General features: G+C 70.7%; 23 protein-coding genes. 11 read left to right on the top strand and 12 right to left on the bottom strand.

Annotation, left to right across the window (positions count from 1 at the left end):
* The first annotated feature begins 22 nt into the window (after window positions 1-22).
* Window positions 23-508, top strand: coding sequence for a MarR family transcriptional regulator (locus AB0M47_RS06135; protein WP_363409414.1), 486 nt, complete (start codon window positions 23-25; stop codon window positions 506-508).
* 86 nt (window positions 509-594) lie between these two features.
* Here AB0M47_RS06135 and AB0M47_RS06130 read toward each other — a convergent pair whose 3' ends face one another.
* Entirely contained in the window at window positions 595-1170 is a 576-nt protein-coding gene (locus AB0M47_RS06130) for a WHG domain-containing protein (RefSeq protein WP_363409185.1), read from the bottom strand.
* Window positions 1171-1279: 109 nt separating this feature from the next.
* Between AB0M47_RS06130 and AB0M47_RS06125 the strand changes: the two genes are divergently transcribed.
* The gene (locus AB0M47_RS06125) at window positions 1280-1843 is read left to right on the top strand and encodes an FBP domain-containing protein (protein WP_363409182.1); all 564 of its coding nucleotides are present in this window, start codon (window positions 1280-1282) and stop codon (window positions 1841-1843) included.
* A gap of 165 nt (window positions 1844-2008) precedes the next feature.
* On the opposite strand, the gene AB0M47_RS06120 is transcribed toward AB0M47_RS06125, so the two are convergent.
* Entirely contained in the window at window positions 2009-2890 is an 882-nt protein-coding gene (locus AB0M47_RS06120) for a LysR family transcriptional regulator (RefSeq protein ID WP_363409179.1), read from the bottom strand.
* Between the two features lie 117 nt (window positions 2891-3007).
* On the opposite strand from AB0M47_RS06120, the gene metE reads away from it, so the two are divergent.
* Window positions 3008-5170 (top strand): 5-methyltetrahydropteroyltriglutamate--homocysteine S-methyltransferase, encoded by a 2163-nt coding sequence (gene metE / locus AB0M47_RS06115; RefSeq protein WP_363409176.1) that lies wholly within the window; start codon window positions 3008-3010, stop codon window positions 5168-5170.
* Here metE and AB0M47_RS06110 read toward each other — a convergent pair whose 3' ends face one another.
* Window positions 5171-5551 (bottom strand): STAS domain-containing protein, encoded by a 381-nt coding sequence (locus AB0M47_RS06110; protein WP_363409174.1) that lies wholly within the window; start codon window positions 5549-5551, stop codon window positions 5171-5173.
* Window positions 5552-5602: 51 nt separating this feature from the next.
* Here AB0M47_RS06110 and AB0M47_RS06105 point away from each other — a divergent pair, with 51 nt between their 5' ends.
* A complete protein-coding gene (locus tag AB0M47_RS06105) occupies window positions 5603-6250 on the top strand; it encodes a tetratricopeptide repeat protein (protein WP_363409171.1) in 648 nt (215 codons plus the stop codon).
* 27 nt (window positions 6251-6277) lie between these two features.
* On the opposite strand, the gene AB0M47_RS06100 is transcribed toward AB0M47_RS06105, so the two are convergent.
* The 3 genes from AB0M47_RS06100 to AB0M47_RS06090 all read right to left on the bottom strand — a co-directional run bounded on the left by AB0M47_RS06100 (window position 6278) and on the right by AB0M47_RS06090 (window position 8210).
* Window positions 6278-6859, bottom strand: a complete 582-nt coding sequence (locus tag AB0M47_RS06100; protein WP_363409168.1) for a hypothetical protein — start codon at window positions 6857-6859, stop codon at window positions 6278-6280.
* Window positions 6860-6874: 15 nt separating this feature from the next.
* Complete coding sequence (locus tag AB0M47_RS06095) at window positions 6875-7645, bottom strand: alpha/beta fold hydrolase (RefSeq protein WP_363409165.1); 771 nt, start codon at window positions 7643-7645, stop codon at window positions 6875-6877.
* Window positions 7646-7712: 67 nt separating this feature from the next.
* The gene (locus tag AB0M47_RS06090) at window positions 7713-8210 is read right to left on the bottom strand and encodes a hypothetical protein (RefSeq protein WP_363409162.1); all 498 of its coding nucleotides are present in this window, start codon (window positions 8208-8210) and stop codon (window positions 7713-7715) included.
* Window positions 8211-8290: 80 nt separating this feature from the next.
* Here AB0M47_RS06090 and AB0M47_RS06085 point away from each other — a divergent pair, with 80 nt between their 5' ends.
* Window positions 8291-9067: a class I SAM-dependent methyltransferase gene (locus AB0M47_RS06085; protein ID WP_363409159.1), complete on the top strand. Its 777-nt coding sequence runs from the start codon at window positions 8291-8293 to the stop codon at window positions 9065-9067.
* A 7-nt stretch (window positions 9068-9074) separates the two neighbouring features.
* Here the strand turns inward: AB0M47_RS06085 and AB0M47_RS06080 are convergent, their stop codons facing one another.
* Both AB0M47_RS06080 and AB0M47_RS06075 read right to left on the bottom strand, forming a co-directional pair.
* Window positions 9075-9281: a hypothetical protein gene (locus AB0M47_RS06080; RefSeq protein WP_363409156.1), complete on the bottom strand. Its 207-nt coding sequence runs from the start codon at window positions 9279-9281 to the stop codon at window positions 9075-9077.
* Complete coding sequence (locus AB0M47_RS06075; protein WP_363409153.1) at window positions 9278-9826, bottom strand: carboxymuconolactone decarboxylase family protein; 549 nt, start codon at window positions 9824-9826, stop codon at window positions 9278-9280. Before AB0M47_RS06075 ends, AB0M47_RS06080 begins: the two co-directional genes overlap by 4 nt.
* Window positions 9827-9916: 90 nt before the next feature.
* On the opposite strand from AB0M47_RS06075, the gene AB0M47_RS06070 reads away from it, so the two are divergent.
* Window positions 9917-10474 (top strand): TetR/AcrR family transcriptional regulator, encoded by a 558-nt coding sequence (locus tag AB0M47_RS06070; RefSeq protein ID WP_363409150.1) that lies wholly within the window; start codon window positions 9917-9919, stop codon window positions 10472-10474.
* Here AB0M47_RS06070 and AB0M47_RS06065 read toward each other — a convergent pair.
* Window positions 10458-11624: a peptidoglycan DD-metalloendopeptidase family protein gene (locus AB0M47_RS06065; protein WP_363409147.1), complete on the bottom strand. Its 1167-nt coding sequence runs from the start codon at window positions 11622-11624 to the stop codon at window positions 10458-10460. The genes AB0M47_RS06070 and AB0M47_RS06065 overlap by 17 nt on opposite strands.
* Window positions 11625-11778: 154 nt before the next feature.
* On the opposite strand from AB0M47_RS06065, the gene AB0M47_RS06060 reads away from it, so the two are divergent.
* Window positions 11779-12489, top strand: a complete 711-nt coding sequence (locus AB0M47_RS06060) for an XRE family transcriptional regulator (protein ID WP_253752694.1) — start codon at window positions 11779-11781, stop codon at window positions 12487-12489.
* Here AB0M47_RS06060 and AB0M47_RS06055 read toward each other — a convergent pair.
* Window positions 12481-13740, bottom strand: coding sequence for a collagen-binding domain-containing protein (locus AB0M47_RS06055; RefSeq protein WP_363409144.1), 1260 nt, complete (start codon window positions 13738-13740; stop codon window positions 12481-12483). The two genes, AB0M47_RS06060 and AB0M47_RS06055, sit on opposite strands and share 9 nt — an antisense overlap.
* A 191-nt stretch (window positions 13741-13931) precedes the next feature.
* On the opposite strand from AB0M47_RS06055, the gene AB0M47_RS06050 reads away from it, so the two are divergent.
* Complete coding sequence (locus AB0M47_RS06050) at window positions 13932-15854, top strand: translation factor GTPase family protein (RefSeq protein WP_363409141.1); 1923 nt, start codon at window positions 13932-13934, stop codon at window positions 15852-15854.
* Between the two features lie 91 nt (window positions 15855-15945).
* On the opposite strand, the gene AB0M47_RS06045 is transcribed toward AB0M47_RS06050, so the two are convergent.
* The gene (locus AB0M47_RS06045) at window positions 15946-16614 is read right to left on the bottom strand and encodes a hypothetical protein (RefSeq protein ID WP_363409138.1); all 669 of its coding nucleotides are present in this window, start codon (window positions 16612-16614) and stop codon (window positions 15946-15948) included.
* An 88-nt stretch (window positions 16615-16702) separates the two neighbouring features.
* Here AB0M47_RS06045 and AB0M47_RS06040 point away from each other — a divergent pair, with 88 nt between their 5' ends.
* Complete coding sequence (locus tag AB0M47_RS06040; protein WP_363409135.1) at window positions 16703-17641, top strand: zinc-binding dehydrogenase; 939 nt, start codon at window positions 16703-16705, stop codon at window positions 17639-17641.
* Between the two features lie 5 nt (window positions 17642-17646).
* Here AB0M47_RS06040 and AB0M47_RS06035 read toward each other — a convergent pair whose 3' ends face one another.
* Window positions 17647-19287, bottom strand: coding sequence for a hypothetical protein (locus AB0M47_RS06035; protein ID WP_363409132.1), 1641 nt, complete (start codon window positions 19285-19287; stop codon window positions 17647-17649).
* A gap of 91 nt (window positions 19288-19378) precedes the next feature.
* Between AB0M47_RS06035 and AB0M47_RS06030 the strand changes: the two genes are divergently transcribed.
* Both AB0M47_RS06030 and AB0M47_RS06025 read left to right on the top strand, forming a co-directional pair.
* Window positions 19379-19915, top strand: coding sequence for a hypothetical protein (locus AB0M47_RS06030; protein ID WP_363409129.1), 537 nt, complete (start codon window positions 19379-19381; stop codon window positions 19913-19915).
* Window positions 19912-21135: a cytochrome P450 gene (locus AB0M47_RS06025; RefSeq protein ID WP_363409126.1), complete on the top strand. Its 1224-nt coding sequence runs from the start codon at window positions 19912-19914 to the stop codon at window positions 21133-21135. The genes AB0M47_RS06030 and AB0M47_RS06025 overlap by 4 nt, the downstream gene beginning before the upstream one ends.
* Window positions 21136-21137 lie beyond the last annotated feature (2 nt).

Here is a 21137-nt window from a genome sequence, read left to right as displayed (position 1 = left end):
AGTGATCCGCGTGACGGACAGCGTGTTCCAGCGGGCCGACGACCCCCGGGCCAGGCTGATCAGCGAAATCATCAGCGAGCTTCGGCTCTACTCGGCGCACTCGCAGCACATCGGGGACGCCTTCGCGGCGCGAAACCAGCTCGGTCCAGCCGACCTGCACGCGCTGATCCTGATCATGGAGGCGGAACTCGCCGGGCAGCCGATCACTCCGGGCACCCTGCGGGAGGAGCTGAACTTCTCGTCCGGCTCGGTCACCGGCGTGATCGACCGGCTGGAAGCGGCGGGCCACGTCTACCGCGATCGCGACACCGCCGACCGCCGCAAGATCTTCCTCCGGTACGCCGAACCCGGCGCCGCCGTGGCCCGCGAGTTCTTCCGTCCGCTCGCCGGGCGTACGCAGGACGTCATGAAGCAGTTCACCGACGAGGAACTGGCGACGGTGCATCGCTTCCTCGCCGGGATGGTCGCCGAGATGCGGGAACACCGCGACGAACTGCGCGCCGGTTAGTTCGTCGGCTCTCAGTCCGTCGCTTCTCAGTCCGTCGCTTCTCAGTCCGTCGCTTCTCAGTCCGTCGCTTCTCAGTCCGTCGCTTCTCAGTCCGTCGTGCGCGGCCAGTTCTGCAGCAGGTAGTGCAGCGAGTCGACGATGCGCCCCCACGAGTCGTCGAGCCCTCGCGGGTGGTGGAACGCCCCGGACGCCTCCAGATCGGCGAAACCGTGGAAGAAGCTGCGCAGCAGCCGGACCGCGTCGGTCTGGTCCGGCTCCGGCAACGCGTACGCCCGGAGGACGGCGGCGGTCGCCTCAATGAGCCGGCGAGGGCCGGACGACCGTTCGAGGACGGCCGGTTCGAGCGGCATCTGCGAAGCGGCGTACCGGCCGGGGTGGTGCACCGCGAAGTCCCGGTACGCCCCGGCGAACGCGGCCAGCGCATCGCGCCCGGCCCGGCCGGCGACCGCCGCCGCGATCCGGTCGGCGAACTCCTCGCTGGCCTTCAAGGCGACTCGTTCCCGCAGGTCCTGCAGGTTCTTGACATGCGAGTAGAGGCTGGCGTCCTTGACTCCGAAGCCCCGGGCCAACGCCGAGACCGACACGGCGTCGAAGCCGACCTGGTCGGCCAGGTCGGCGGCGGCCAGGACGACCCGTTCGGTGCTCAGACCAGCTCTTGGCACTCGGTGCTCCGTTCCTCGGCCGCGATTCGGCCACTGTTGGGCCACCGTTGGCCCGCCGTCGGTCAACCTAGAGGGATAAGTCAGTTGCCTAGTATCATACGGTAGGGGCATGAGATCCCTAGCCGAGGCCGAGATCCGGTCGTCCTTCGTCAACTGCACCAAAGGCGAGACCGTACGCCTCTCCCTCCCCCGCGACCTCGGCGACCGGCCCTGGGCCGACCTCGACTTCCTCGCCTGGCCCGACATCTCCGCTCCCGATCGGGCGTACCTGGTCACCGAGTCCGTCCCGACCGAGCCGACTGAGCCGACTGAGCCGACTGAGCAGGCCGCGCCGTCCTCGGCGACGACGCCGGACGGGCAGCTCGTCGGGGTGGCTCTGCGGCTCGCCGCGCAGAAACGCGGGCTGCTGCATCGCAGCATGTGCTCGCTGTGCCTGACGACGCATCCGGGCAATGGAGTCTCCCTCATGACCGCGCGCAAGGCCGGCGTCGCCGGGCGGCAAGGGAATTCCGTCGGTGTCTACATCTGCACCGACCTGGCCTGCTCCCTCTACGTGCGCGGACTCAAGAAGCCGCACACCGGCGGGCGGCTGGACGAGACGCTCAGCGTGGACGAACAGGTCGACCGGTTGCGCGGCAAGCTCGACGGCTTCCTAGCCAAAGTCCTCACCTGACCCCACCGACCCTTCGTTGATCATGGACTTCGCACCCTCGACACGCCGTCGACGCCACAGTTAACTCCATGATCAACGGGGAGAGCACGGGGCGAGCGGCGAGCGCGAGCGAGCAGCGGCGGGGCGGGGGCGGGGGCGGAGGGGCGCGAGCGAGCAGCGACGGGGTCAGGCGAGGAAGGTGCGGAGGGCTTCCTGCGTCGCCTGGATCAGCGCCACCAGTTCCGGTGTCACCCGCGTCGGGTCCCAGACCAGGGCGTACGTGAGGTGCAGCCGCGTTTCGAAGGGCACGAAGACCACGTCGGGCCGGCGTACGGTCTCGGCCAGCAGTCGCGGGACCGGCAGCACTCCGCGTCCGGCCGCGACCAGGTCGCAGCCCGCGTACAGGTCGTCGTCGACGACGGTCACCCGGGGCTGGTGGGGTCCGGGGAACGCCGCGAGCATCGCCGACCACAGCATGCGGGGGATGAGCATCTCGTGACCGAACAGCTGCTCTGTGCGTATCGCTGACGCTGTCGCGAGGCGCTCCCCCGCGCGGACCGCGACGTGGGTCACGGGCATCCGAAAGCGGGCGGCGGACGCGAGGCCGGGCGGGAACGGTGTGGTCATGAGAGCCGCGCCGACGGATCCGCCGGTGAGCGCGGTGGTGGCGGGCTCCCAGTGCGCCGGGACCAGGGTGACCGGTACGCCAGGCTTGCGGTCCCGCAGCCGCCGGGCGATCTTCGCCGCGAGGCCGCCGACGAGCGGCGCATAAGCGAGGCGAATAGCGTCCGCGTCCGGAATCGCGAGCCGGGCGGCGTCGGAGACGAGCAGGTCGGCCTGTTCGAGCAGGGCCTCGGCCCGGGTGAGCAACGCCCGGCCCGCCTCGGTGAGCGCGACCCCGTTGGCGCGGGTCAGCAGGGTCACGCCGAGTGCGCTTTCCAGCCGGGCGATGGCTTGGCTCACCGCCGGTTGGGAGATTCCCAGCTCGGCGGCGGCGGCCGAGAACCCCGCGCGGCGCGCGACCACGGTGAAGCACCGGATGTCGCGGAGCGTGGGGTCGGTGCGCACGCCCCAGTATCACTGACCGTGCTCTGGCTGCTCGGGCAAGCCCTCCCAGTGCCGGAGAACATAAGCCCAGCGAATAGCGCCGACACCACCGGCCGTGACGCCGTTATCACTGTCGGCATGACTGATTTCCCGGCCTCGACCGTCCTCGGCTATCCCCGCATCGGCCCCCGGCGCGAGCTCAAACGCGCCCTGGAGTCCTATTGGGACGGATCATCCGATCGTCTGCAGGACACGGCGGCGCAGCTCCGGGCGCAGACCTGGCTGCGGCTGCGGGAGCTGGGGTTGGCGGGCATCCCGTCCAACACCTTCTCGCTCTACGACCACGTGCTGGACACGGCGGTGCTCGTGGACGCCGTGCCGGACCGCTACCGGCACCTGCCGGAGCTGGACCGGTACTTCGCGATGGCCCGGGGGACGCAGGAGCTGCCGCCGCTGCGGATGACGAAGTGGTTCGACACCAACTATCACTATCTCGTGCCGGAGATCGACGCGACCAGCCCGTTCCGGCTCGCCTCCGATAAGCCGCTGGCCGAGTACCGCGAGGCACTCGCGCTCGGCGTCGACACCCGCCCGGTCCTGCTCGGCCCGATCACGTTCCTGCTGCTCGCGCAGGCCGCGCCCGGCTCGCCGGAGGGGTTCACGCCACTGTCCCGGTTGGACGATCTGCTGCCGGTCTACGCGGCCGTCCTGGCCCAGCTGGCCGAGGCGGGGGCCGCCTGGGTCCAGCTCGACGAGCCCGCGCTGGTCACCGACCTGACTCCCGACCAGCTCGCGGCGGTGCGGCGGGCGTACGAGCGGCTCGCGTCGGCCGGGCCGAAGATCCTGGTCGCGGGCTACTTCGGCGACCTGGGCGAGGCGCTGCCCGCGTTGTCCGCCGTCCACGGGATCGCGCTCGACCTCGTCCGGGGCGGCCTGCCCGACCTGTCGCTGCTGCACGGCAAGACGGTCGTCGCGGGCGTCGTGTCCGGGCGGGACGTGTGGCGTACCTCGCCGGACGTGCTCACCCTCGTCGACCGGCTGCGCCCGCACGCCGCCGAGGTCGTCATCGGCAGTTCGTGCCCGCTGCTCCACGTCCCGTACGACGTCGAGCAGGAGACGGACCTCGATCCGGATCTGCGCGATCGGCTCGCCTTCGCCGAGCAGAAGGTCCGTGAGATCGTCGCCCTGTCACGCGGGTCGCTCCTCGCGGGCCCGATCTCCGCGCCGGTCCCGTCCGGTTTCGGGGTCACGGCCACCGCCACCCGGTCTCCCTATGCGGTACGCGCAAAGGCGCAGGCGCGGCTCGGACTGCCGCCGGTGCCCACCACGACGATCGGATCGTTCCCGCAGACGGGTGATCTCCGGGAGGCTCGGGCGGCGCTGGCCGCCGGCACGGTGGACGTGGCCGAGTACGAGACCCGGGTACGCGCCGAGATCGAGCACGTCATCCGGCTGCAGGAACGGCTCGGGCTGGACGTCCTCGTCCACGGCGAACCGGAACGCAACGACATGGTGCAGTACTTCGCCGAGCACCTCGACGGCTGCGCGGTGACCCGGCACGGCTGGGTTCAGTCGTACGGCTCCCGCTGCACCCGGCCGCCGATCATCCACGCCGACGTCAAGCGCGCCGAGCCGATCACCGTACGCTGGGCGACCCACGCCCAGTCGCTGACCGACCGCCCGGTCAAGGGCATGCTCACTGGTCCGGTGACCATCGTGGCCTGGTCCTTCGTCCGCCGGGACATCCCGCTGCGGGACGTCGTCTGGCAGCTCGCCGACGCGTTGCGGGGCGAGGTCGAGGACCTGGAGGCGGCCGGGATCGGGATCATCCAGGTGGACGAGCCCGCCCTGCGGGAACTGCTGCCGCTGCGGCAGGCCGCCCAGCCCGAGTACCTCGAATGGTCGGTCGGGGCGTACCGGTGGGCGACGTCCGGAGCGTCGGACGCCACGCAGATCCACACGCACCTGTGCTACTCGAACGCGGGCGAGGTGCTGGCGGCGATCGACGCCCTCGACGCCGACGTCACCACGATCGAGTCGGCCCGGTCGGGCGGGACGCTGCTGACGGCCCCCGGAATCGCCGACTACGGCCGGGGACTGGGGCCTGGGGTGTACGACATCCACTCGCCCCGCGTCCCGGACGTCGCCGAGATCGAGGAGCACCTGCGGAAGATCCTGCGGGTCCTGCCGGCCGACCGCGTCTGGGCCAACCCCGACTGCGGGCTCAAGACCCGGGCGTACGCCCAGGTGGAGGCGGCATTGTCCAACCTGGTCGCGGCGGCCGAGCGAGTACGCGGCTGATCAGCGGGCGGCGCGGGCGTGCTCGGCGTACGCCCGCGCCGCCGGATCACCCGACGCCGCTGCCTCCACCGACGCGTACGCCGGGACGTAGTCGAGCAGCCCGACGATCAGCAACAGCCGCCGCAGCGCGTCGTCGGCTCCGGCGAGCCGGAGGAACCCGCCCCTAGCAAGGCACGCCTGCTGCGTCGTGATCAGACTGGACAACCCGATGGAGTCGCAGAACCGGAGTCTGTGCGCGTCCACCACGATCCGGGTCGCGCCGTCGCGGACCACCCCGGTCAGGCATTCCCGGAACGCGGGCGCGCTGTCGATGTCGAGCTCCCCGGCGATCTCGACCACGGTCACCCCGAGGTCGGGGCGCGGCACGATCTGCACGCTCATCCGGACAGTCTAGGGAGGACCGGTCGAACCCGCCCGGCTACCGTGTGCTCCATGACCGCTGATCAACGGCTCGACCAGGCTCGTTCCGCGTACGAAAAAGGCACCTTCGGCGGCGATGTCGGCGACCTCGACGCCGCCGAGCGAGGCCTCGACGCGCTGGAGGCCGACACCGCGCTGGCGCGTGGCCGCCTGCTGAACGTGCGATTCTTCGCCGACCGGGTCGAGGACCCCCGGGAGCTGGAATTGTTCGAGCGGGCCGCCTCCCTGTACGCCGGTCTCGGCGACCAGCGGGGCGAAGGCGAGGCGTTGTTCTGGATCGGCATCGTCCACCAGGTCGTCCGCGACGACCGCGCGGCGGCGCTCCCCTGGTTCGAGCGATCGTTGGCGCTGGCCACCGCGACCGGCGACACGCTGACCCAGTCGTACGCCCTGCGCCACCTCGGCGTGGTGGCACACGCCGACGGCAGGTTGGAGCAGGCGCGGGAGTTCCTGGAGCAGTCCTCCGCGCTGCGCCGCGAACTCGGCTTCCTGTCCGGCGTCGCGGCGAACCAGGTCGGGCTGGCCTACCTCGCGTTCGGCGACGGCCGCCGCGACGACGCGCTGTCCATCCTGGACGAAGCTGCGGCGCTGGCGCGGGATTCGGGCGCCGACGCCATCGCCCGTCAGGTCGCCGAAGCCCGGGCAGTCATCGCCCCCTAGCCTGGCACCGACGCTTTGCGCGCTGGATCAGGGTTCTGGGTCGAATCTTGAGGAAAGATTCGACCTGGAACCCTGATCCAATCGGGGTTCGGCCTCGGGTCGACGTGCCCGGGGTGCGCGCGGTGCACGCGGTGGGCGAGGGGGTCGGGGTGGGCGGGGCGTGGTCCGGCGACGGCTCGGACCGATGAACACGCCGACCGCCACGAAGAGGTAGCCGGCCCCGGCCAGCCCGGCGCCGATCCCGGGCCGGCCGATCTCGGCGACCGCTGTGAGGAGCGCGCTGACCGCGACGGCGCACGCCATCGTGGCCAGCGTCCGATGCACCCGCCGCCGCTGGCCGTAGCGCGACGGCCAGGTTCCGCGTACGCCGAAGATCGCGACCAGCATCATCAGCAGCAGCCCCAGGACCGAGAAGTACAGGTCGGCGAAGGTCTGTGCGGCGACGTCGATCGCCTGGGACATGAGGTCGGCGTACGTGACCGGCGCGGCCGACTCCGCCGAGGCCACCGGGGCCGCCCACGGCAGGGCGAACGTGCCGATCGCCACGAGCAGCAATCCGGTGAGGACGAAGATCAGCCCGATGGGCGGATCACGGCGAGCCTCGGGCATCGTTCCCTTATACCATCAGGCGGCCGGTGCATTCACAGTGAGGAATTCGGCGATCTTCGCGCGCAGCGGCTGGACGCCCACCGTCGGGTCGCTCAACCAGAGCCCGTGGTTCGCCGAGGCCTCCCCGAGCAGCAGCGTACGCGGAACGCTCTTGGGCGTGGCGTCGTAGAGCTGCTTGGCGGCGTCGGCGAAGGTGCTCTCGTACTCGCCCGCGCTGTAGAACACCGGGCTGGCGAGCTTGCCCGCGCCCGCCAACGCATTGTCGGTGGCGAACGTCGTCGGGGCGGACAGGCTCACCACGGCCTTCGGCGGCGGGGTCAACTGCGGGGCGGCGGCCACCGAGGCGGTCGCGCCCATCGACCCGCCGATGAGGACGATATTGGCCGCGCCGTCCTTGCGCAGGAAGGTGGCGGCCGCGACGACCTGGCGCGCCTGCGGGACGGCGGCCGACCCCGGCGACGCCCCGAACCCCGCGAAGTCGAAGACCATCGCCCGGTAGCCGCGTCCGGCCAGCTCCTTCGCGTACGGCATGCCCTGGCAGACGTCGCCGCCGTTCATGTGGGCGATGACGATGCCGGTCGCACCCTCGCCGAAGACCAGCCCGTACAGGTCGGCGCTCTCCTCGGCGCCGAAGTGGACGGCCCGCCCGGCGGCGGCCGCCTCCTCGCAGTTGGCCCCGGCGCGGGGACCGGACGGTTCGGCCGCGGGCTTCGCGCCGCCGCCGCAGGCCGTAGCCGCCAGCACCGACAACAGGGCGGCGCAAGAGAACACTTTCGTGAGCTTCATGAGCGAAGGACGCTGGAAGCGCTCCCAGAAGTTGCGTCCACTGCGGAGAATCCCACCATCCGGTACGTCAGGCGTTGGCGTGAGCGCGGATGTCGGGCGCCTTGGGCGCGGGCAGTCCCGCCGCGGCCGAGACGAACAGCCGCAACGCCGGGTGGAACGTCCAGCCGTGCTCCCGCCACAGGCGCTGGAACACCGGCGTGTGCAGCTGCCGGATCAGCATGTTCGTCCACTGCTCGGCGGTCGCCGGGGCGATCCCGCCGGACTGCTCATGCAGCAGCACCGACTCGTGCCAGGTCAGCAGGATCGTCCACGCCTGCGTCACCCGTACGCGGGAATCATCGTCGAGCGCGTCCAGGTCTTCGCCTTCGAAGAGCACCCGTTGGATGTACGGATACCGGGCGACCAGCTCGTGGTACGGCTCCCGCGACCGCAGCACCGCCTGATGATTCGCCGTCCGCAACGCGCGGCGTACGCCCCGCACATGCAGCGCGAGCAGCACGAGTGCGGTGCTGACCAGCACGACCCAGGTCAGCATCAGGAACACGGCCTCTGTCGTCAGCCTCATGCCGGCGTCACCCCCATCGGTGCCACACGATACGACGACTGCACAACGCACCGCGCGGGCGGAGCGTACTGTCGGCACTCATGACGGACGTGTGGTCGGCGGGCGACGCGTACGAGGCTTATGTGGGCCGCTGGAGCCGGGCGGTCGCGGCGATCTTCGTGCCCTGGCTGGGCGTACGCCCGAACGCCCGATGGCTCGATGTCGGCTGCGGAACCGGCGCGCTGACGGCGGCGGTGCTGATCCTGGCGGAGCCGGCGAGCATCGTCGGAGTGGACTCGTCGGCGGGGTTCCTGGGGACCGCCCGGAATCGGGTCGCCGACCCCCGGGCGGAGTTCTACCTGGGCGACGCGCGCGAGCTGCGGCTGGCGAGTTCGGCGTACGACGCGGTGGTCAGCGGGCTCGCGATCAACTTCGTGCCCGAGCCGGGCGCGGCGCTGACCGAGTTCGCCCGGGTCGCCAAGCCCGGCGGGGTCGTGGCGGCGTACGTCTGGGACTACGCCGAGGGCATGGAGCTGATGCGGCACTTCTGGGCGGCCGCGACCACGGTCGATCCCGGCGCCGAGCGGTTCCACGAGGGCTCCCGGTTCGCGCTGTGCCATCCCGATCCGCTGCGGGCACTGTGGACCGGCGCGGGCCTGAGCGACGTCGTGGTCGACTCCATCGAGATCCCGACCGTGTTCCCGACCTTCGCCGACTACTGGCAGCCCTTCCTCGGCGGCCAGGGCCCCGGTCCGGCGTACGCCATGTCCCTGGACGAACCGCGCCGAGCCGTTCTGCGCGACGAGCTGCGCAGCCGGCTCGGCGAGGGTCCGATCGAACTCACCGCCCGGGCCTGGGCGGTCCGCGGAACCCGCTAGTCCGCGCCTACTCCTCCCAGTCGCACTGGATGCGGCGGACGCTCGGCGCGGAGACGAGCTGGGTGCCCGGCCGCCCCGGCACACGCACGTTGACGAACCCGCCCTCGACCGCGAACCGGATGTCCGCCAGCCGGTCCACCGGCTGCCCGGCCTTGTCGAGCAGGGCGTACCCGCCGACCAGTTCGATGCTGCCCCGTCGCCATTGCCGCTTCATCGCGCGACCTCCTCAACCGACTTCTCTAGCGAAGGGGCCGCCGGGAAGTCCAGCTCCGGCTGCGCCAGGTGGTTGAAGTAGTTCGACAGGACGTTGAGCGCGACGTGGGCGACGACTTCGGCCACCTCGGCGTCGGTCACCCCGGCCGCCCGGACCTCGGCAAGGGTCGCGTCGTCCACCTTGCCCCGCGTACGCATGACGTCCCGAGCCAGGAGCAGCACCGCTTCCGCGTGTGGGTCGGCGTCCTCGGCCACCCGGGTGGCCAGTAGTTCGTCGTCGGTCAGCTTCATCAGCTTGCCGCGGAAGGTGTGCGCGGCGACGCAGTAGTCACAGCCGTTCTCCTCCGCGACCAGGAGGGCGAGCTGTTCCCGGAGCCGGGCGGTGAGCTTGCCCTTGACCAGGTGACTCCGTAAGGCGAGGTAGCCGTCGAGCGCCGCCGGGCCGTTGGCCATGGTGGCGTACAGGTTGGGAACCCGGCCGAGCTGCTGACGGACCTTGTCGAGCAGGCCGGTCGGGTCGTCGGTGACTTGAGTCAGACGCGGCATCACGTGCCTCCAAAACGGTACTGAATGGTTCCGTTTGCAAGACGGTACCGATCGGTTCCGTTTTCGTCAAGATCGGGTTATGCTCGTCTCATGGCGACCCGAGCCCGCGAACGCCTCCTCGACACCGCGGAGGACCTCTTCTACGCCGACGGCATCCGCGCGGTCGGGCTGGAACGCATCCTGACCACGTCGGGCGTCGGCCGGGCGTCGTTCTATCGGCACTTCAGCGGCAAGGACGAGCTGGTCGTCGCGGTGCTCCGGCGCCGGGACGAACGATGGCGGCAGTGGCTGACCGAACGGGTGGCGGCCTTGGGGGGCGACCCGCTCGCGGTCTTCGACGCGCTCGCCGAACGGTTCGCCCGCGCGGACTTCCGCGGCTGCGCCTTCATCAACACCATGATCGAGACCGCCGACCCGGACAGCCCGGCGCATCAGGTCGCCGCCGAGCACAAGGCGAAGGTGACCGCGTACGTCGAGGGGCTGCTGCGCGAGCACGGCGTGGCCGACGCGAAGACCAAGGCGCCGCAGTTCGTACTGCTCATGGACGGGGCGACGGTGACCGCCCTCCGCGAACGCACGGCCGAGCCCGCGGACCAGGCTCGCGCGCTGGCCCGCGGGCTCGTGCCGGACCTCAGCAGGTCCCGTTGACCGTCCCGTTGCTGCCGGTCCAGATGAAGGCGTCGCTGATCCAGGTGCCGTCGGTGAGCTTGTTCCAGAGGCTGGTCGTGCCCCACCGTCCGGTGTGGCTGGTGCCCGACGCCGAGCACGCGATCGACACGGTCGCGCCGTCGGCCACGCTGCCCACCACGCCGTAGCCCGTGCCAGGCCCGGAGCGCTTGTTGACCGTGCCGCCGCCGTTGGCGTCGATCACGCCCTGGGTCAGGCCGAGCGCGCCGTAGTTGTACAGCGCCCCGCCGACGCCGACCTGCGCGCTGCCGTGCAACGCCGATCCCTGGTAGACCGCGCCGCCCACGCGGATCACCCACTTGCCGAAGTTGTGGTCCGCGATCGGCACGTAGGCGCTGTTCTGCCGCAGGGCGAAGTGCACGTGCGCGCCGGTCGCCGAGCCGCCGCAGGAGACGTCGGTGCCGATGTTGCCGAGGAACGTGCCCTCGCTCACCGACAGCCCGTTGGCCGAGATGTTGTTGAACAGGTGGTAGTAGTCGGTCGAGTAGCCGCGATCGTGGATCACGCGGATCCAGCCCCGGCCGCTGCTGCACATCGTGTAGGCCAGCCCGGCCCGCGGGGCCAGCACCCGCCCGTCGCCGCCGGACAGGTCGACCGAACTCCACGGGGCCTCACTGCCGCCCCACCCGTGCGGACCGCCGGTCAGGCTCCAGGACTGGCCGACCGCGTACGGCAGGCGCATGCCCGTCCGGAAGTCGCCACCTGCGTACTCCACTCTGGACGGAGTGGTGAAGACCTGGCGCTCGGAGGTCGAGAGCACGGCCGCGCCGCCCGCGAGGTCGGTGAAACCCTGGTCGCCCTCCAGCTCCACGCGCCAGCCGCCGGCTTCGCGGTGCGCCAGGAAGAGCCAGCCCAACGGGTACGCGTCGGGCTGCGCGGACGCCGTCAAGACGGCGCTGCCGAAGGCCCAGCCGGAGCCGTCCCGCCGTTGGACGGTGACCTGCGCGCGGCTCCGGGCGGTGGCCGCCAGGGTCGCGGGCGCATGTCCGAGTAGGACAGTCGTAACGGCATCCGACAGCGACGGCGCGCTCGCCGGCGCGGCCGCGGCCGGCGCGCCGGACAGCACGCCGCCCAGGACGATCGCGATGAGCAGGGGGTACGCCTTTGCCATGTGCGCTCCTCGGGGACGACCGCCGCAGCCTGGGGTCGGTCGCCCCGGCGGTCTTCTCAGCATCCAGCCCGGATCACGGGGCTGGCCAGGGCGCCGATGTCCATGGACAATCTCGATACCTCGATCTTTGCTGCACGCATCTGGCGGAGGAGCCATGGGACGCGCCGAACGCCCGCTGGACCCGGGCAGCGGCCTGCTCGGCCGGTTCGCCGCCGAACTACGGGAGTTGCGTACCGCCGCCGGCCGCCCGAGCTACCGGACGATGGCCGGACGCGTGCACTTCTCCCGGTCCGCGCTCGCGCAGGCGGCCGGGGGCCGGGTGCTGCCGACGCTGCCGGTGCTGCTCGGCTACGTCCAGGCGTGCGACGGCGACCCGCAGGCCTGGCGTACGCGCTGGGCCGAGGTGCGGGCCGGACTGGAGGTCACGGCGCGGCCGGTGACACCGGAACGAGCCGCTTCACCGTGGCCCTATCAGCCGCCCGATGACGGGGTCGATCCCGACGCGGCCGGCTGCGGGCCGGACGCCGTCACCGCGCACGCGCGCAAGATCGCCCTCGTCGGCACGCGGACGATTCTCGGCCGGGTCGAGTTGCGGTACTCCCCCACCTTCGGTGCGGCGTGGTCGCGGTTCTGGGGCTTCGGTCCGCTCGACCACCTGGCGTCCGAGCGTACGGTCGAGGTCGAGGTGGTGGCCTGCCGGGTCAGCGACGGTGTGGCGGTGTCGTTCCGCACCGAGTACTGCTACGACTACCACTGGAGCGATCTGCTGCGCACCGGCGCGGGCCCGGTGTACGCCCAGGCCCGGCTCTACTGCGACGGCGGGCTGGTCGCCGCCGGCGAGAGCGACCGCATGCCGCTACCGTGACCAGTCGCGCCGACGCCGCCCGACGACCAGGAACGCCGCTCCGGCCAGGAGCAGGCCCAGACTCGTTGCTCCGATGTAGACGATCGGCTGCCCGGTATCGGGCAGGGTCGGCCCGGTCGGCGACGGGACCGGTGTGGTCGGCGCCCCGGTCGTGGGATGCGTCGTGCCCGTGCTGGCCGACGGCGACGGAGTGAGGTCGCCGCAGGTGACCTGCCCGAAGAACGGGAACATGTGCACCTCGCCGCCGTCCACCATGCCGCTGCCCATGACCATCGACTTCACCACCACCGCGCCCTCGATGTTGGTCGGGTTGAGGTCGACGAAATCGGCGCGGGGCGCGTACAGGGTGCCCTCGAGCGAGTCCCCGCCGACGTGCTGCAGCGCCGTCGCGTCCGGGAAGTTCCACAGCATGTACGGAGCTTGCCCGCTGCCGACCCCGGCCAGGTTCGGCGAGTCCCAAGCGAAGTTCCCACCTACGCCGGTGGTGTCCACATTGACGATCAGCGGCATGCTCGCCGACGGCTGGTTGGTGAAGGTGATCTCCGCGAGGTTGTTGAGATCCGCCGCCGTGATGTTCAAGATGTTCGTCTGGCCGGGCGTCAGCGTCAGGAACGCGTGGGTGTCCGGCGCGTAGGGCTTGGTCAGCGGATTGCCCGCCGAGTCGCGCAGGACGACGTTGTTCGGGCACGCCAGGGCCATCTCCGACGAGATGGTCCGGTAGGTCGGGAACAGCCCGGCGACGTCCAGCGGAACGGTCGGCCCGACCGACACCGCGTCCTGGTGGATGGCCACTTCGAGGTTCGGCGTGGCGGTGTAGTCATTGATCGGGACGAGCCGGGTCAACGTCGGCGCGTTGTTGTTGTCGGCGTCTTTCACGACCACGCCGGTCAGGTCGCCGATCTTCATGTAGCCGCCGCCGGTCACCCGGAATTGGCCGCCTGCGGCGCTGCCGGCGAGGTCGACCCGGCCGTTGACGATCAGGGCCGTCGGCGCGGCGTCGCCCGGCACGGTGAACGGCTCGGTGCTCTGGGTCAGCGTGGTGAACCCGTTGCCGAACCGGAGATTCCCGCCGATCGCGACGGTCCCCTCGATCTCGTGGGCGATCAGGTCGGCGTCCTGTTCGACCAGGACCAGGAAACCCTTGTTGCCGACCAATGGATCGAAGACACCGGCCGCCTGACTGCCGGTAGCCGTCAGGCCCAGCATCAGACCGGCGGTCGCCACGACGACCAGCCGTCTACTTACGCGCATAGGTCCTTATTAGCAAAGCGGGCATATCGGGTACTCAAGGCGCGCCGCCGGAATACTCGGTTGTCACTCGCGTACGCCGTCTGATTCGCTGATCGGCGTACCCGTTGCCGAGATTTCTGGAGATCCGATGCGAGCTGCGTTCATGTCCATTCAGCTGCCCTTGCCGTTCCCGCAGAAGGACATGCCAGTTCGTGCCTACTCTTCGTCCAACTCTCAATCTCGGAATCCTGGCGCATGTCGACGCCGGTAAGACCAGCCTGACCGAACGGCTGTTGCTGTCGGCCGGGGTGATCGACGTGCTCGGCAGTGTCGACTCCGGCAGTACGCAGACCGACTCCCTGGAGTTGGAACGCCGCCGGGGCATCACGATCAAGTCGGCGGTGGTGTCGTTCGAGCTGGACGGCACGGTCGTGAATCTGATCGACACTCCGGGGCATCCGGATTTCATCGCCGAGGTCGAACGGGTCCTCGGTGTCCTCGACGGTGTCGTGCTGGTCGTGTCGGCGGTCGAGGGGGTGCAGGCGCAGACGCGGGTGTTGTTTCGCACCGTACGCCGTCTCGGTCTGCCGGTGATCGTGTTCGTGAACAAGACCGACCGGACGGGCGCGGACGTGCCGGGGGTGCTGGCGCAGATCCGTGCCCGGCTCGGTGCGCCGGTCGTGCCGATGCCCATAGGCGATTCCGCTGTGGATGTGCTCACCGGCCAGGACGACGACCTGCTACAGGCGTTCGTCGACGGCACCTTGTCCGATGCCGCGGTGGAGGCCTCGCTGCGGCGGCAGTCGCAAGCCGGGATGGTGCTGGCGGCGTACGCGGGGTCGGCGATCACCGGCGACGGCGTGGACGCCCTGCTCGCGGCGTTGCCGGGGTTGTTGCCGTCGCGGTGCCCGACCGTGGACGCCCCGTTGTCGGGGGTGGTGTTCAAGGTCGAGCGCGGCGGCAACGGCGAGAAGATCGCGTACACGCAGATCCTCGCGGGAAGCTTGCGGGTCCGCGACCGGATCCCGGTGCGCGGAACCGAAGCGAAAGTGACCGCGATCCAGGTGTTCGACGACGGCGCCGCAGTCCCACAGAACTCGGTCGAGGCCGGACGCATCGCGAAAGTCTGGGGCCTGACCGACGTCCGCATCGGCGACACCCTGGGCGCGGAGCCGGCATCGAGCGGCGGCCATTTCGCGCCGCCGACCCTGGAGACGGTGGTCGTGCCGGTGGATCCGGCCCAGCAAGGCCGCCTCCACACCGCGCTGACCCAGCTCGCCGAGCAGGACCCGTTGATCAACCTCCGCAAGGACGACGTACGCCAGGAGTTCTTCCTGTCGCTGTACGGCGAGGTGCAGAAGGAGGTCATCCAGACCACCCTGGCCGAGCAGTACGCCCTGGACGTGGCGTTCCGCGAGACCACCACGCTGTGCATCGAGCGGCCGGTGGCGAGCGGAGAATCGGTGGAGTTCATCGCCAAGGACCCGAACCCGTTCCTGGCGACCGTCGGCCTCCGCGTCGACCCCGGCAAGCCCGGCAGCGGCGTGACCTTCCAGCTCGGCGTCGAACTCGGCTCGATGCCCTACTCGTTCTTCAAGGCGGTCGAGGAGACCGTCCACGAGACCCTCGAACAGGGCGTCCACGGCTGGCCGGTGACCGACATCGTCGTGACGATGACGCACTCGGGCTACTGGGCGCGCCAGAGCCACGCCCACGGGTCGTTCGACAAGAGCATGTCGAGCACGGCCGGGGACTTCCGCAACCTCACCCCGCTGATCCTCATGGCAGCCTTGCGGCAGGCGGGAACCGAAGTCCTCGAACCGGTGCACCAGTTCGACCTGGAGTTCCCGGTGGACGTGCTCACCGCGGTCCCGGCCACACTGGCCCGGCTCGGCGCGACCCCCGGTACGCCGTCCCTCCGCGGCGACACCTGTGCGCTCGACGGCGAGATCCCCGCCGCACGAGTGCACGAACTACAGCTCGCGCTGCCCGGCCTCACCCGCGGCGAAGGCGTGCTGGAGTTCGCGTTCTCCCACTACGAGCCGGTACGCGGCCCGGTACCCGACCGGCAACGAATCGACCACAATCCGCTCGACCGCAAGGAGTACCTGCTGCACGTCCAGCGCCGTGTCTGACGCCTGTCGGCGGCGCTCCGCCGCACCGGGCCGAGCCCCGCCGCCTCGCTTGCCAGCAGTGCGCCCGTGGTCTGCGAACTTCGGCCGCCTTTTACGCGACGGGATAGCCCATTGCCGTGACTTCGTCGGCTATCTCCGCCAGCGTGGTGTCCGTGTTGAGCGACGCCACCATCGTTTCGGTCAAAGGTCGGCCCGCGTAGATCTGCGCGATCGTCGCCAGGTCGAATCGGCGCTCGTAGTAGTCCTCCGCGAACTTCTGGTACGCCTGGCCGGTCCCGTCGCAGAGGATCTCGACCATCTCCGAGCCGTCCCGCAACAGGACGGCCGGGTCGTCGACCACCTCGCCGGTCCGCCACTGAACGTCGGCGTGCTCGCGCCAAGCGCAGAAGGTCGCCTCAAGGTGCCCCTCGTAGCTGAACGCGGGCTCGCTGGCCTGCGCCTGAAAGACGCCGGGCAGTCCGTCGAGAAGGCCGGGCCACAATTCTTCGTCGTTGGCGGCTGGGCTCATATTCGACTCGTGCGCGAAGCCACGAAGGAAGACGCCCGCGCCGGTGAAGACGATGGAGTACTCGTCGCCGCTGCCGTTCCGCATCGACGCCATCTGCTCACCGTCCGCCCATCGCGGGTCGAACGAGTAGTACCGGGACTGCCACTCGGGGCTGGCCACCGCCTCCAGCGTCGCCAAGGCGAGGCAGCGCTGCCGCAAGGTTTCGATATCGGGGAGTCGCGGGAGCAGGTCGCGGATCACGGTTCGCACCATACCGCCCATGAGCGGGGTTCATGGGCGGGTGCGATGCATGAGCGCGCGGGGATGGGATCGGCCGCCCGCACGGCCTTAGCGTGGCCGCATGCGAGCGATTCACGTACGCCGGTTCGGCGGTCCCGAGGTGCTCACGGCCACGGAGCTGCCGGACCCGGTGGCCGGACCGGGGCAGCTGTTGGTGCGAGTGCTGGCGGCGGGGGTCAACTATGCGGACACGCATCGGACCGACGGGTCGTATCGGGCGCAGCAGGCGTTGCCGTTCGTGCCGGGGACCGAGGTCGTCGGGCTCGACGCGGGCGGGCGGCGGCTGCTGGCGCCGGTGTTCCCGGGCGGCGCGTACGCTGAGCTGGCGGTGGTCGCCCAGGACCAGGCAGTCGAGGTGCCGCCGGAGGTGTCCGACGGGGCGGCGCTGGCTCTGCTGGTGCAGGGGATGACCGCGTGGCACGTGCTGCGGTCGTCCGCGCGGCTGGCTGAGGGTGAATCGGTGGTCGTGACCGCCGCGGCGGGCGGCGTCGGCTCGCTTGCCGTGCAGTTGGCCCGCCGGTTCGGGGCCGGGCGGATCATCGCTGCGGCGTCCACAGCGGACAAGCGAGCGCTCGCGGCCGAATTCGGGGCGGACGCCACGGTGGACAGCTCGCCGGACGGCTTCGCCGATCGCGTGATCGCGGCCAACGGCGGGCGGCCGGTGGACGTCGTCCTGGAGTCGACCGGTGGCCCGCTGTTCACGGAGGCGCTGGCCGCGCTTGGGGCGTTCGGCCGGCTGGTGACCTTCGGCAACGCGTCCCGGCAGGGCCGGCCGGCCGTGGACCCGGCGGCGCTGGCCGAGCACAACCGCGCGGTCGCCGGGTTCTGGCTGCGGCCGGTCCTCGACGACCGGCGTCCGCTGGACGAGCTGCTGACCCTGGCCGCGGACGGAGCGATCCGTCCGCTGGTCGGCGGCGAGTACGCCCTCGCCGATGCCCGTCAGGCGCACGAAGACCTGCTCGCCCGCCGGACGATGGGCAAGCTCGTCCTGCGCCCCTAGCTTTGTCAGCCGACCCCATTCGGCCCCGTGGTCGGCACGGCGAGCAAGTCGCGCATGATCTCGACGGGCAGGCTCGAACGGCCGCACACGACCCTGAGGACGTTCGGGTCGGATTCCGTGAAGGCCATGGTCGCCACAACGTCGGGCGGACAACTTGGGTTGCCGGCCACCGCGAGCCGGGTCGGAACGTCTGGGTCGGCGGCCAGCCCGGCGAGCGTACGCGGTGGAGTGGCGGGGTCTGCGGCGATGTGCCGGGCCGTGCCGGGCAACGTCGCGAGGACGTCGATCGGCGTACGCGGGTTGGCCATCAGCGCTAGGACCCAAGGCTCCGGCCAGCCGGCCACCAGCCGAAGGACGTCGGGCGAAGTGCTCCGGCAAAGCTCGAAGGCACTGTGGACGGCAGGATCCGGATCGGCGGCGAGCCGTAGCGCGAGATCCTCGGGCAGAGCCTTCACATCGGCCACCAAACGCCGCAGCACCGGGTACGCCGAGTCAGCACATTGCCGGAGCAGTTCCTCGGAAGCTCCGGCCAGCGCCGTCGGGCCAAGCCCATTCAGACCGTAAGGCGCCCGGCCGGCCAGCCATTCCAGCTCGGTGAGCGTGAGCTGCCGTTTGCCGTACAGGTCAACGGATGGCGCGCCGTGAGAATCCCAGAGGTTCCATTCGTCGGTCGGGCGATCGGCCGGATGCCACCCGAGCCGTGCCTTCGCCGCTCCCCGGACCGTCGGATCGTCGTCCACGGTGAGCCGAGTGAGCAGCTCCGCGTCACTGAGATCGAGACGCCGGACGATCGCGAACCGCACCTGGGGATCTGGATCGTCCACCAACCGCTGCTGCCACTCGGGTCGCGCCGACAATGGGCTGAGCGACCACGACCTCCACCCTGCGAACGCCGCCGCCCAGCGAGGCTCGGGCGACTCGTCGACCGCCAACCGGGCGAGGAGTTCATCGGCGACCTGCGGATGTTCCGCTACAGCCGCCCGGACTCGCGGATGGGAGTCGGCCATCGCCACGGGAAGCAGCTCGGGCTCAAGATGGGTGACGACACCCACCCGCACGCTCCACTCGGGATCCCGGAGCTGGATCTCGGCCTGATAGCTCGGCGGGTCGGCGACGATGCCCCCCAACGCGATGCGGACCTCGACGTCCGGATCGGCGGCGAGCAGCTCCACGAGCGGGCGGCCCAGCCCGGGCCGGCAGGCGACCATGTATCGCACGGAGGAATCGGCGTCCACGGCCAATCGTTCCAGCAGTCCGTCCGGCGGGTCCGCGATGAACGCGAGCGACGACAGGACTTCCGGGAACCCCGAGTCCATCAGCGCCCAGATCTCGTCGTCCGTCAGGTACCGCTGCTCCGCCAGGGCCGCCACGAGGCCGGGGTCTCTGGTCTCGATGGCGATCGTGGCGAGCCGTCGCGCGATCGCAGGTGGCAGCAGCCACCGGTAGGCCAGCACGATCCGGGCCAACCGGCTCTCCGTCGCGACGAGGTCGAGCAGAATCTCGTCGGGAGTGGCCTGATTCTCGGCCAGCCCAGCCCAGCGAGCCTCGGCGGGGCCGAGTTCGACGCCCTCCAGCACGGGCGCGTACTTGCTGGCGCTGCCATCGGGCGCCACTCGGCAATTGTCCACGTACGCCCATTCGGCCATGGAATGGAGGCTACCTTTCGATCTTGGCCGCCACGGTCCGGCCGACGACGACCTCTTGTCCGATTGGGAACATCGGCGTACCGTCGCGAACATGATTGTTCCGACTCGGACGTTGCTCGACATCGCGGCCGAAGTTCTGGTGACTGATCCGGCGGCTTCCCTCGCGCAGGTCGCACGGGCGGCCGGGATCGGGCGGACGACGCTGCACAAGCACTATGCCACCCGGGACGACCTTCTCTACGCGGTCGCGCATCGGGCGCTGGAGCTGTGGGAGGGCGCCGTCTCGTCCATTCCGGACGGTCCTGACGGCGGACTGCGTACGCTCGCCGAGGCGATGATCCCGATCGGCCCGCAGCTGGAGTTCCTGTGGCGTACGCCGGCCTTCGATCACGTCGTCGAGATCAACGACCGGTGGAAGGCCGTCGAGGCCAGGGGGCTGGCGGTGCTCCAGCGCGCCCAGACGCACGGCGTGCTGCGTACGGCGCCGCCGTGGTGGCTGCTGCAGACGTTCTACTCCCTGATCTACGTGGCCGCCGAGAGCGTCCTGAATGGCAAGCTCGCCCCGGCGGACGCTCCCGACCTCGTCCTGTCCACCTTCCTGACCGGTCTCGGAAAGGATCCCGCGTGAGTGCCCTCGCCTTCGCCGCTCAGCTGTGGCGGCAACGGGCCGACCTGGTGGCCGCCGGATACGTCCGGCGCGATCCGCTGGCCCGGCTTCGGTTACGACCCGGCCGGGAGGACCCGTACGCGATCTACGAGCAGATGCGGGCGGCCGGTCCGCTGCTGCCGACCCGGTTCGGCAACCTGTCGACGACCAGCCATCGGCTCTGCGACTCGGTGTTGCGGGACCGGCGGTTCGGCGTACGCCCGGTCGAGCGGGTCAACCGCTACGACGACTTCGATCTGTCGTTCCTCGACATGAATCCGCCGGACCACACCCGGCTTCGGCGGCTCGCCCAGCCCGCGTTCAGCCCGAAGGCGACCGCCGGGTATCGCGAGCGCGTCGAGCGCACCGTCCATACCCTGCTGGATCGGGCGGGCGACGAGTTCGACCTCGTCTCGGCGTACGCCGCTCCCCTGCCGATCGCGGTGATCACCGACCTGCTCGGGGTGCCGGACGCGAACGCCGAGGAGTTCGCCCGGTACGGGATGGTCATCGGCAGCGCCCTCGACGGCATCCGCGGACTGCGGCACGCGGCCCGGCTGGAGGCCAACGACGCCAGACTCCGGGCGCTCTTCGAGCACCTGATCGAGCTGCGCCGCCGCGAACCCGCCGACGACATCGTGAGCCGGCTCGTCGCCGTGGAGGGCGATCAGATCAAACCAGCGGAGGTTCTGCCGATGTGCGTACTCTTGCTGATCGCCGGTTTCGAGACCACGACGAATCTGATCGGGAACGCGGTGCTCGCGCTGCAACGGAATCCGGACCAGTGGCGCGCGTTGTGCGAGGACCCCGCGGGCCTGGCGCCGACGGCGGTCGAGGAGGCGCTGCGCTACGACCCGCCGGTGCAGCGGACCTCGCGGGTCGCGCTGGAGCCGGTCGACCTGGACGGCCAGGTCATCCACAAGGGACAGTGGGTGTTCACGCTGATCGGCGGGGCGAACCGGGATCCCGAGGTGTACGACCGGCCGGGCGAGTTCGACCTGGAACGCGAGCGATCCGTCGACCACCTCGCGTTCTCCAGCGGCATCCACTACTGCGTCGGCCAGCCGCTGGCCCGGCTGGAGGCCACGATCGCATTGCAGGTCCTGGCGGAACGCCGTCCCGGGCTGCGCCTGGCCGGGCGGGTACGCCGCCGCAACGCGACGACGATCCGCGGACCGCTGCGGCTGCCAGTGGCGGGCTGAGG

The sequence above is a fragment of the Hamadaea sp. NPDC051192 genome (assembly GCF_040682475.1).
GTDB lineage: Bacteria > Actinomycetota > Actinomycetes > Mycobacteriales > Micromonosporaceae > Hamadaea > Hamadaea flava.
Note: the sequence above shows the minus strand (reverse complement) of the source record. Positions and strands in the feature narration are given on the sequence as shown.

What these genes read in the sequence shown, in the direction of transcription:
- AB0M47_RS06090 (WP_363409162.1), bottom strand. Translation starts at nt 8,210, where the DNA reads ATGAGGCTGACGACAGAGGCCGTGTTCCTGATGCTGACCTGGGTCGTG.
- metE (WP_363409176.1), top strand. Translation starts at nt 3,008, where the DNA reads ATGACTGATTTCCCGGCCTCGACCGTCCTCGGCTATCCCCGCATCGGC.
- AB0M47_RS06075 (WP_363409153.1), bottom strand. Translation starts at nt 9,826, where the DNA reads ATGCCGCGTCTGACTCAAGTCACCGACGACCCGACCGGCCTGCTCGAC.
- AB0M47_RS06105 (WP_363409171.1), top strand. Translation starts at nt 5,603, where the DNA reads ATGACCGCTGATCAACGGCTCGACCAGGCTCGTTCCGCGTACGAAAAA.
- AB0M47_RS06100 (WP_363409168.1), bottom strand. Translation starts at nt 6,859, where the DNA reads ATGCCCGAGGCTCGCCGTGATCCGCCCATCGGGCTGATCTTCGTCCTC.
- AB0M47_RS06110 (WP_363409174.1), bottom strand. Translation starts at nt 5,551, where the DNA reads ATGAGCGTGCAGATCGTGCCGCGCCCCGACCTCGGGGTGACCGTGGTC.
- AB0M47_RS06125 (WP_363409182.1), top strand. Translation starts at nt 1,280, where the DNA reads ATGAGATCCCTAGCCGAGGCCGAGATCCGGTCGTCCTTCGTCAACTGC.
- AB0M47_RS06055 (WP_363409144.1), bottom strand. Translation starts at nt 13,740, where the DNA reads ATGCGCGTAAGTAGACGGCTGGTCGTCGTGGCGACCGCCGGTCTGATG.
- AB0M47_RS06030 (WP_363409129.1), top strand. Translation starts at nt 19,379, where the DNA reads ATGATTGTTCCGACTCGGACGTTGCTCGACATCGCGGCCGAAGTTCTG.
- AB0M47_RS06065 (WP_363409147.1), bottom strand. Translation starts at nt 11,624, where the DNA reads ATGGCAAAGGCGTACCCCCTGCTCATCGCGATCGTCCTGGGCGGCGTG.
- AB0M47_RS06060 (WP_253752694.1), top strand. Translation starts at nt 11,779, where the DNA reads ATGGGACGCGCCGAACGCCCGCTGGACCCGGGCAGCGGCCTGCTCGGC.
- AB0M47_RS06080 (WP_363409156.1), bottom strand. Translation starts at nt 9,281, where the DNA reads ATGAAGCGGCAATGGCGACGGGGCAGCATCGAACTGGTCGGCGGGTAC.
- AB0M47_RS06045 (WP_363409138.1), bottom strand. Translation starts at nt 16,614, where the DNA reads ATGGTGCGAACCGTGATCCGCGACCTGCTCCCGCGACTCCCCGATATC.
- AB0M47_RS06085 (WP_363409159.1), top strand. Translation starts at nt 8,291, where the DNA reads ATGACGGACGTGTGGTCGGCGGGCGACGCGTACGAGGCTTATGTGGGC.
- AB0M47_RS06040 (WP_363409135.1), top strand. Translation starts at nt 16,703, where the DNA reads ATGCGAGCGATTCACGTACGCCGGTTCGGCGGTCCCGAGGTGCTCACG.
- AB0M47_RS06035 (WP_363409132.1), bottom strand. Translation starts at nt 19,287, where the DNA reads ATGGCCGAATGGGCGTACGTGGACAATTGCCGAGTGGCGCCCGATGGC.
- AB0M47_RS06095 (WP_363409165.1), bottom strand. Translation starts at nt 7,645, where the DNA reads ATGAAGCTCACGAAAGTGTTCTCTTGCGCCGCCCTGTTGTCGGTGCTG.
- AB0M47_RS06070 (WP_363409150.1), top strand. Translation starts at nt 9,917, where the DNA reads ATGGCGACCCGAGCCCGCGAACGCCTCCTCGACACCGCGGAGGACCTC.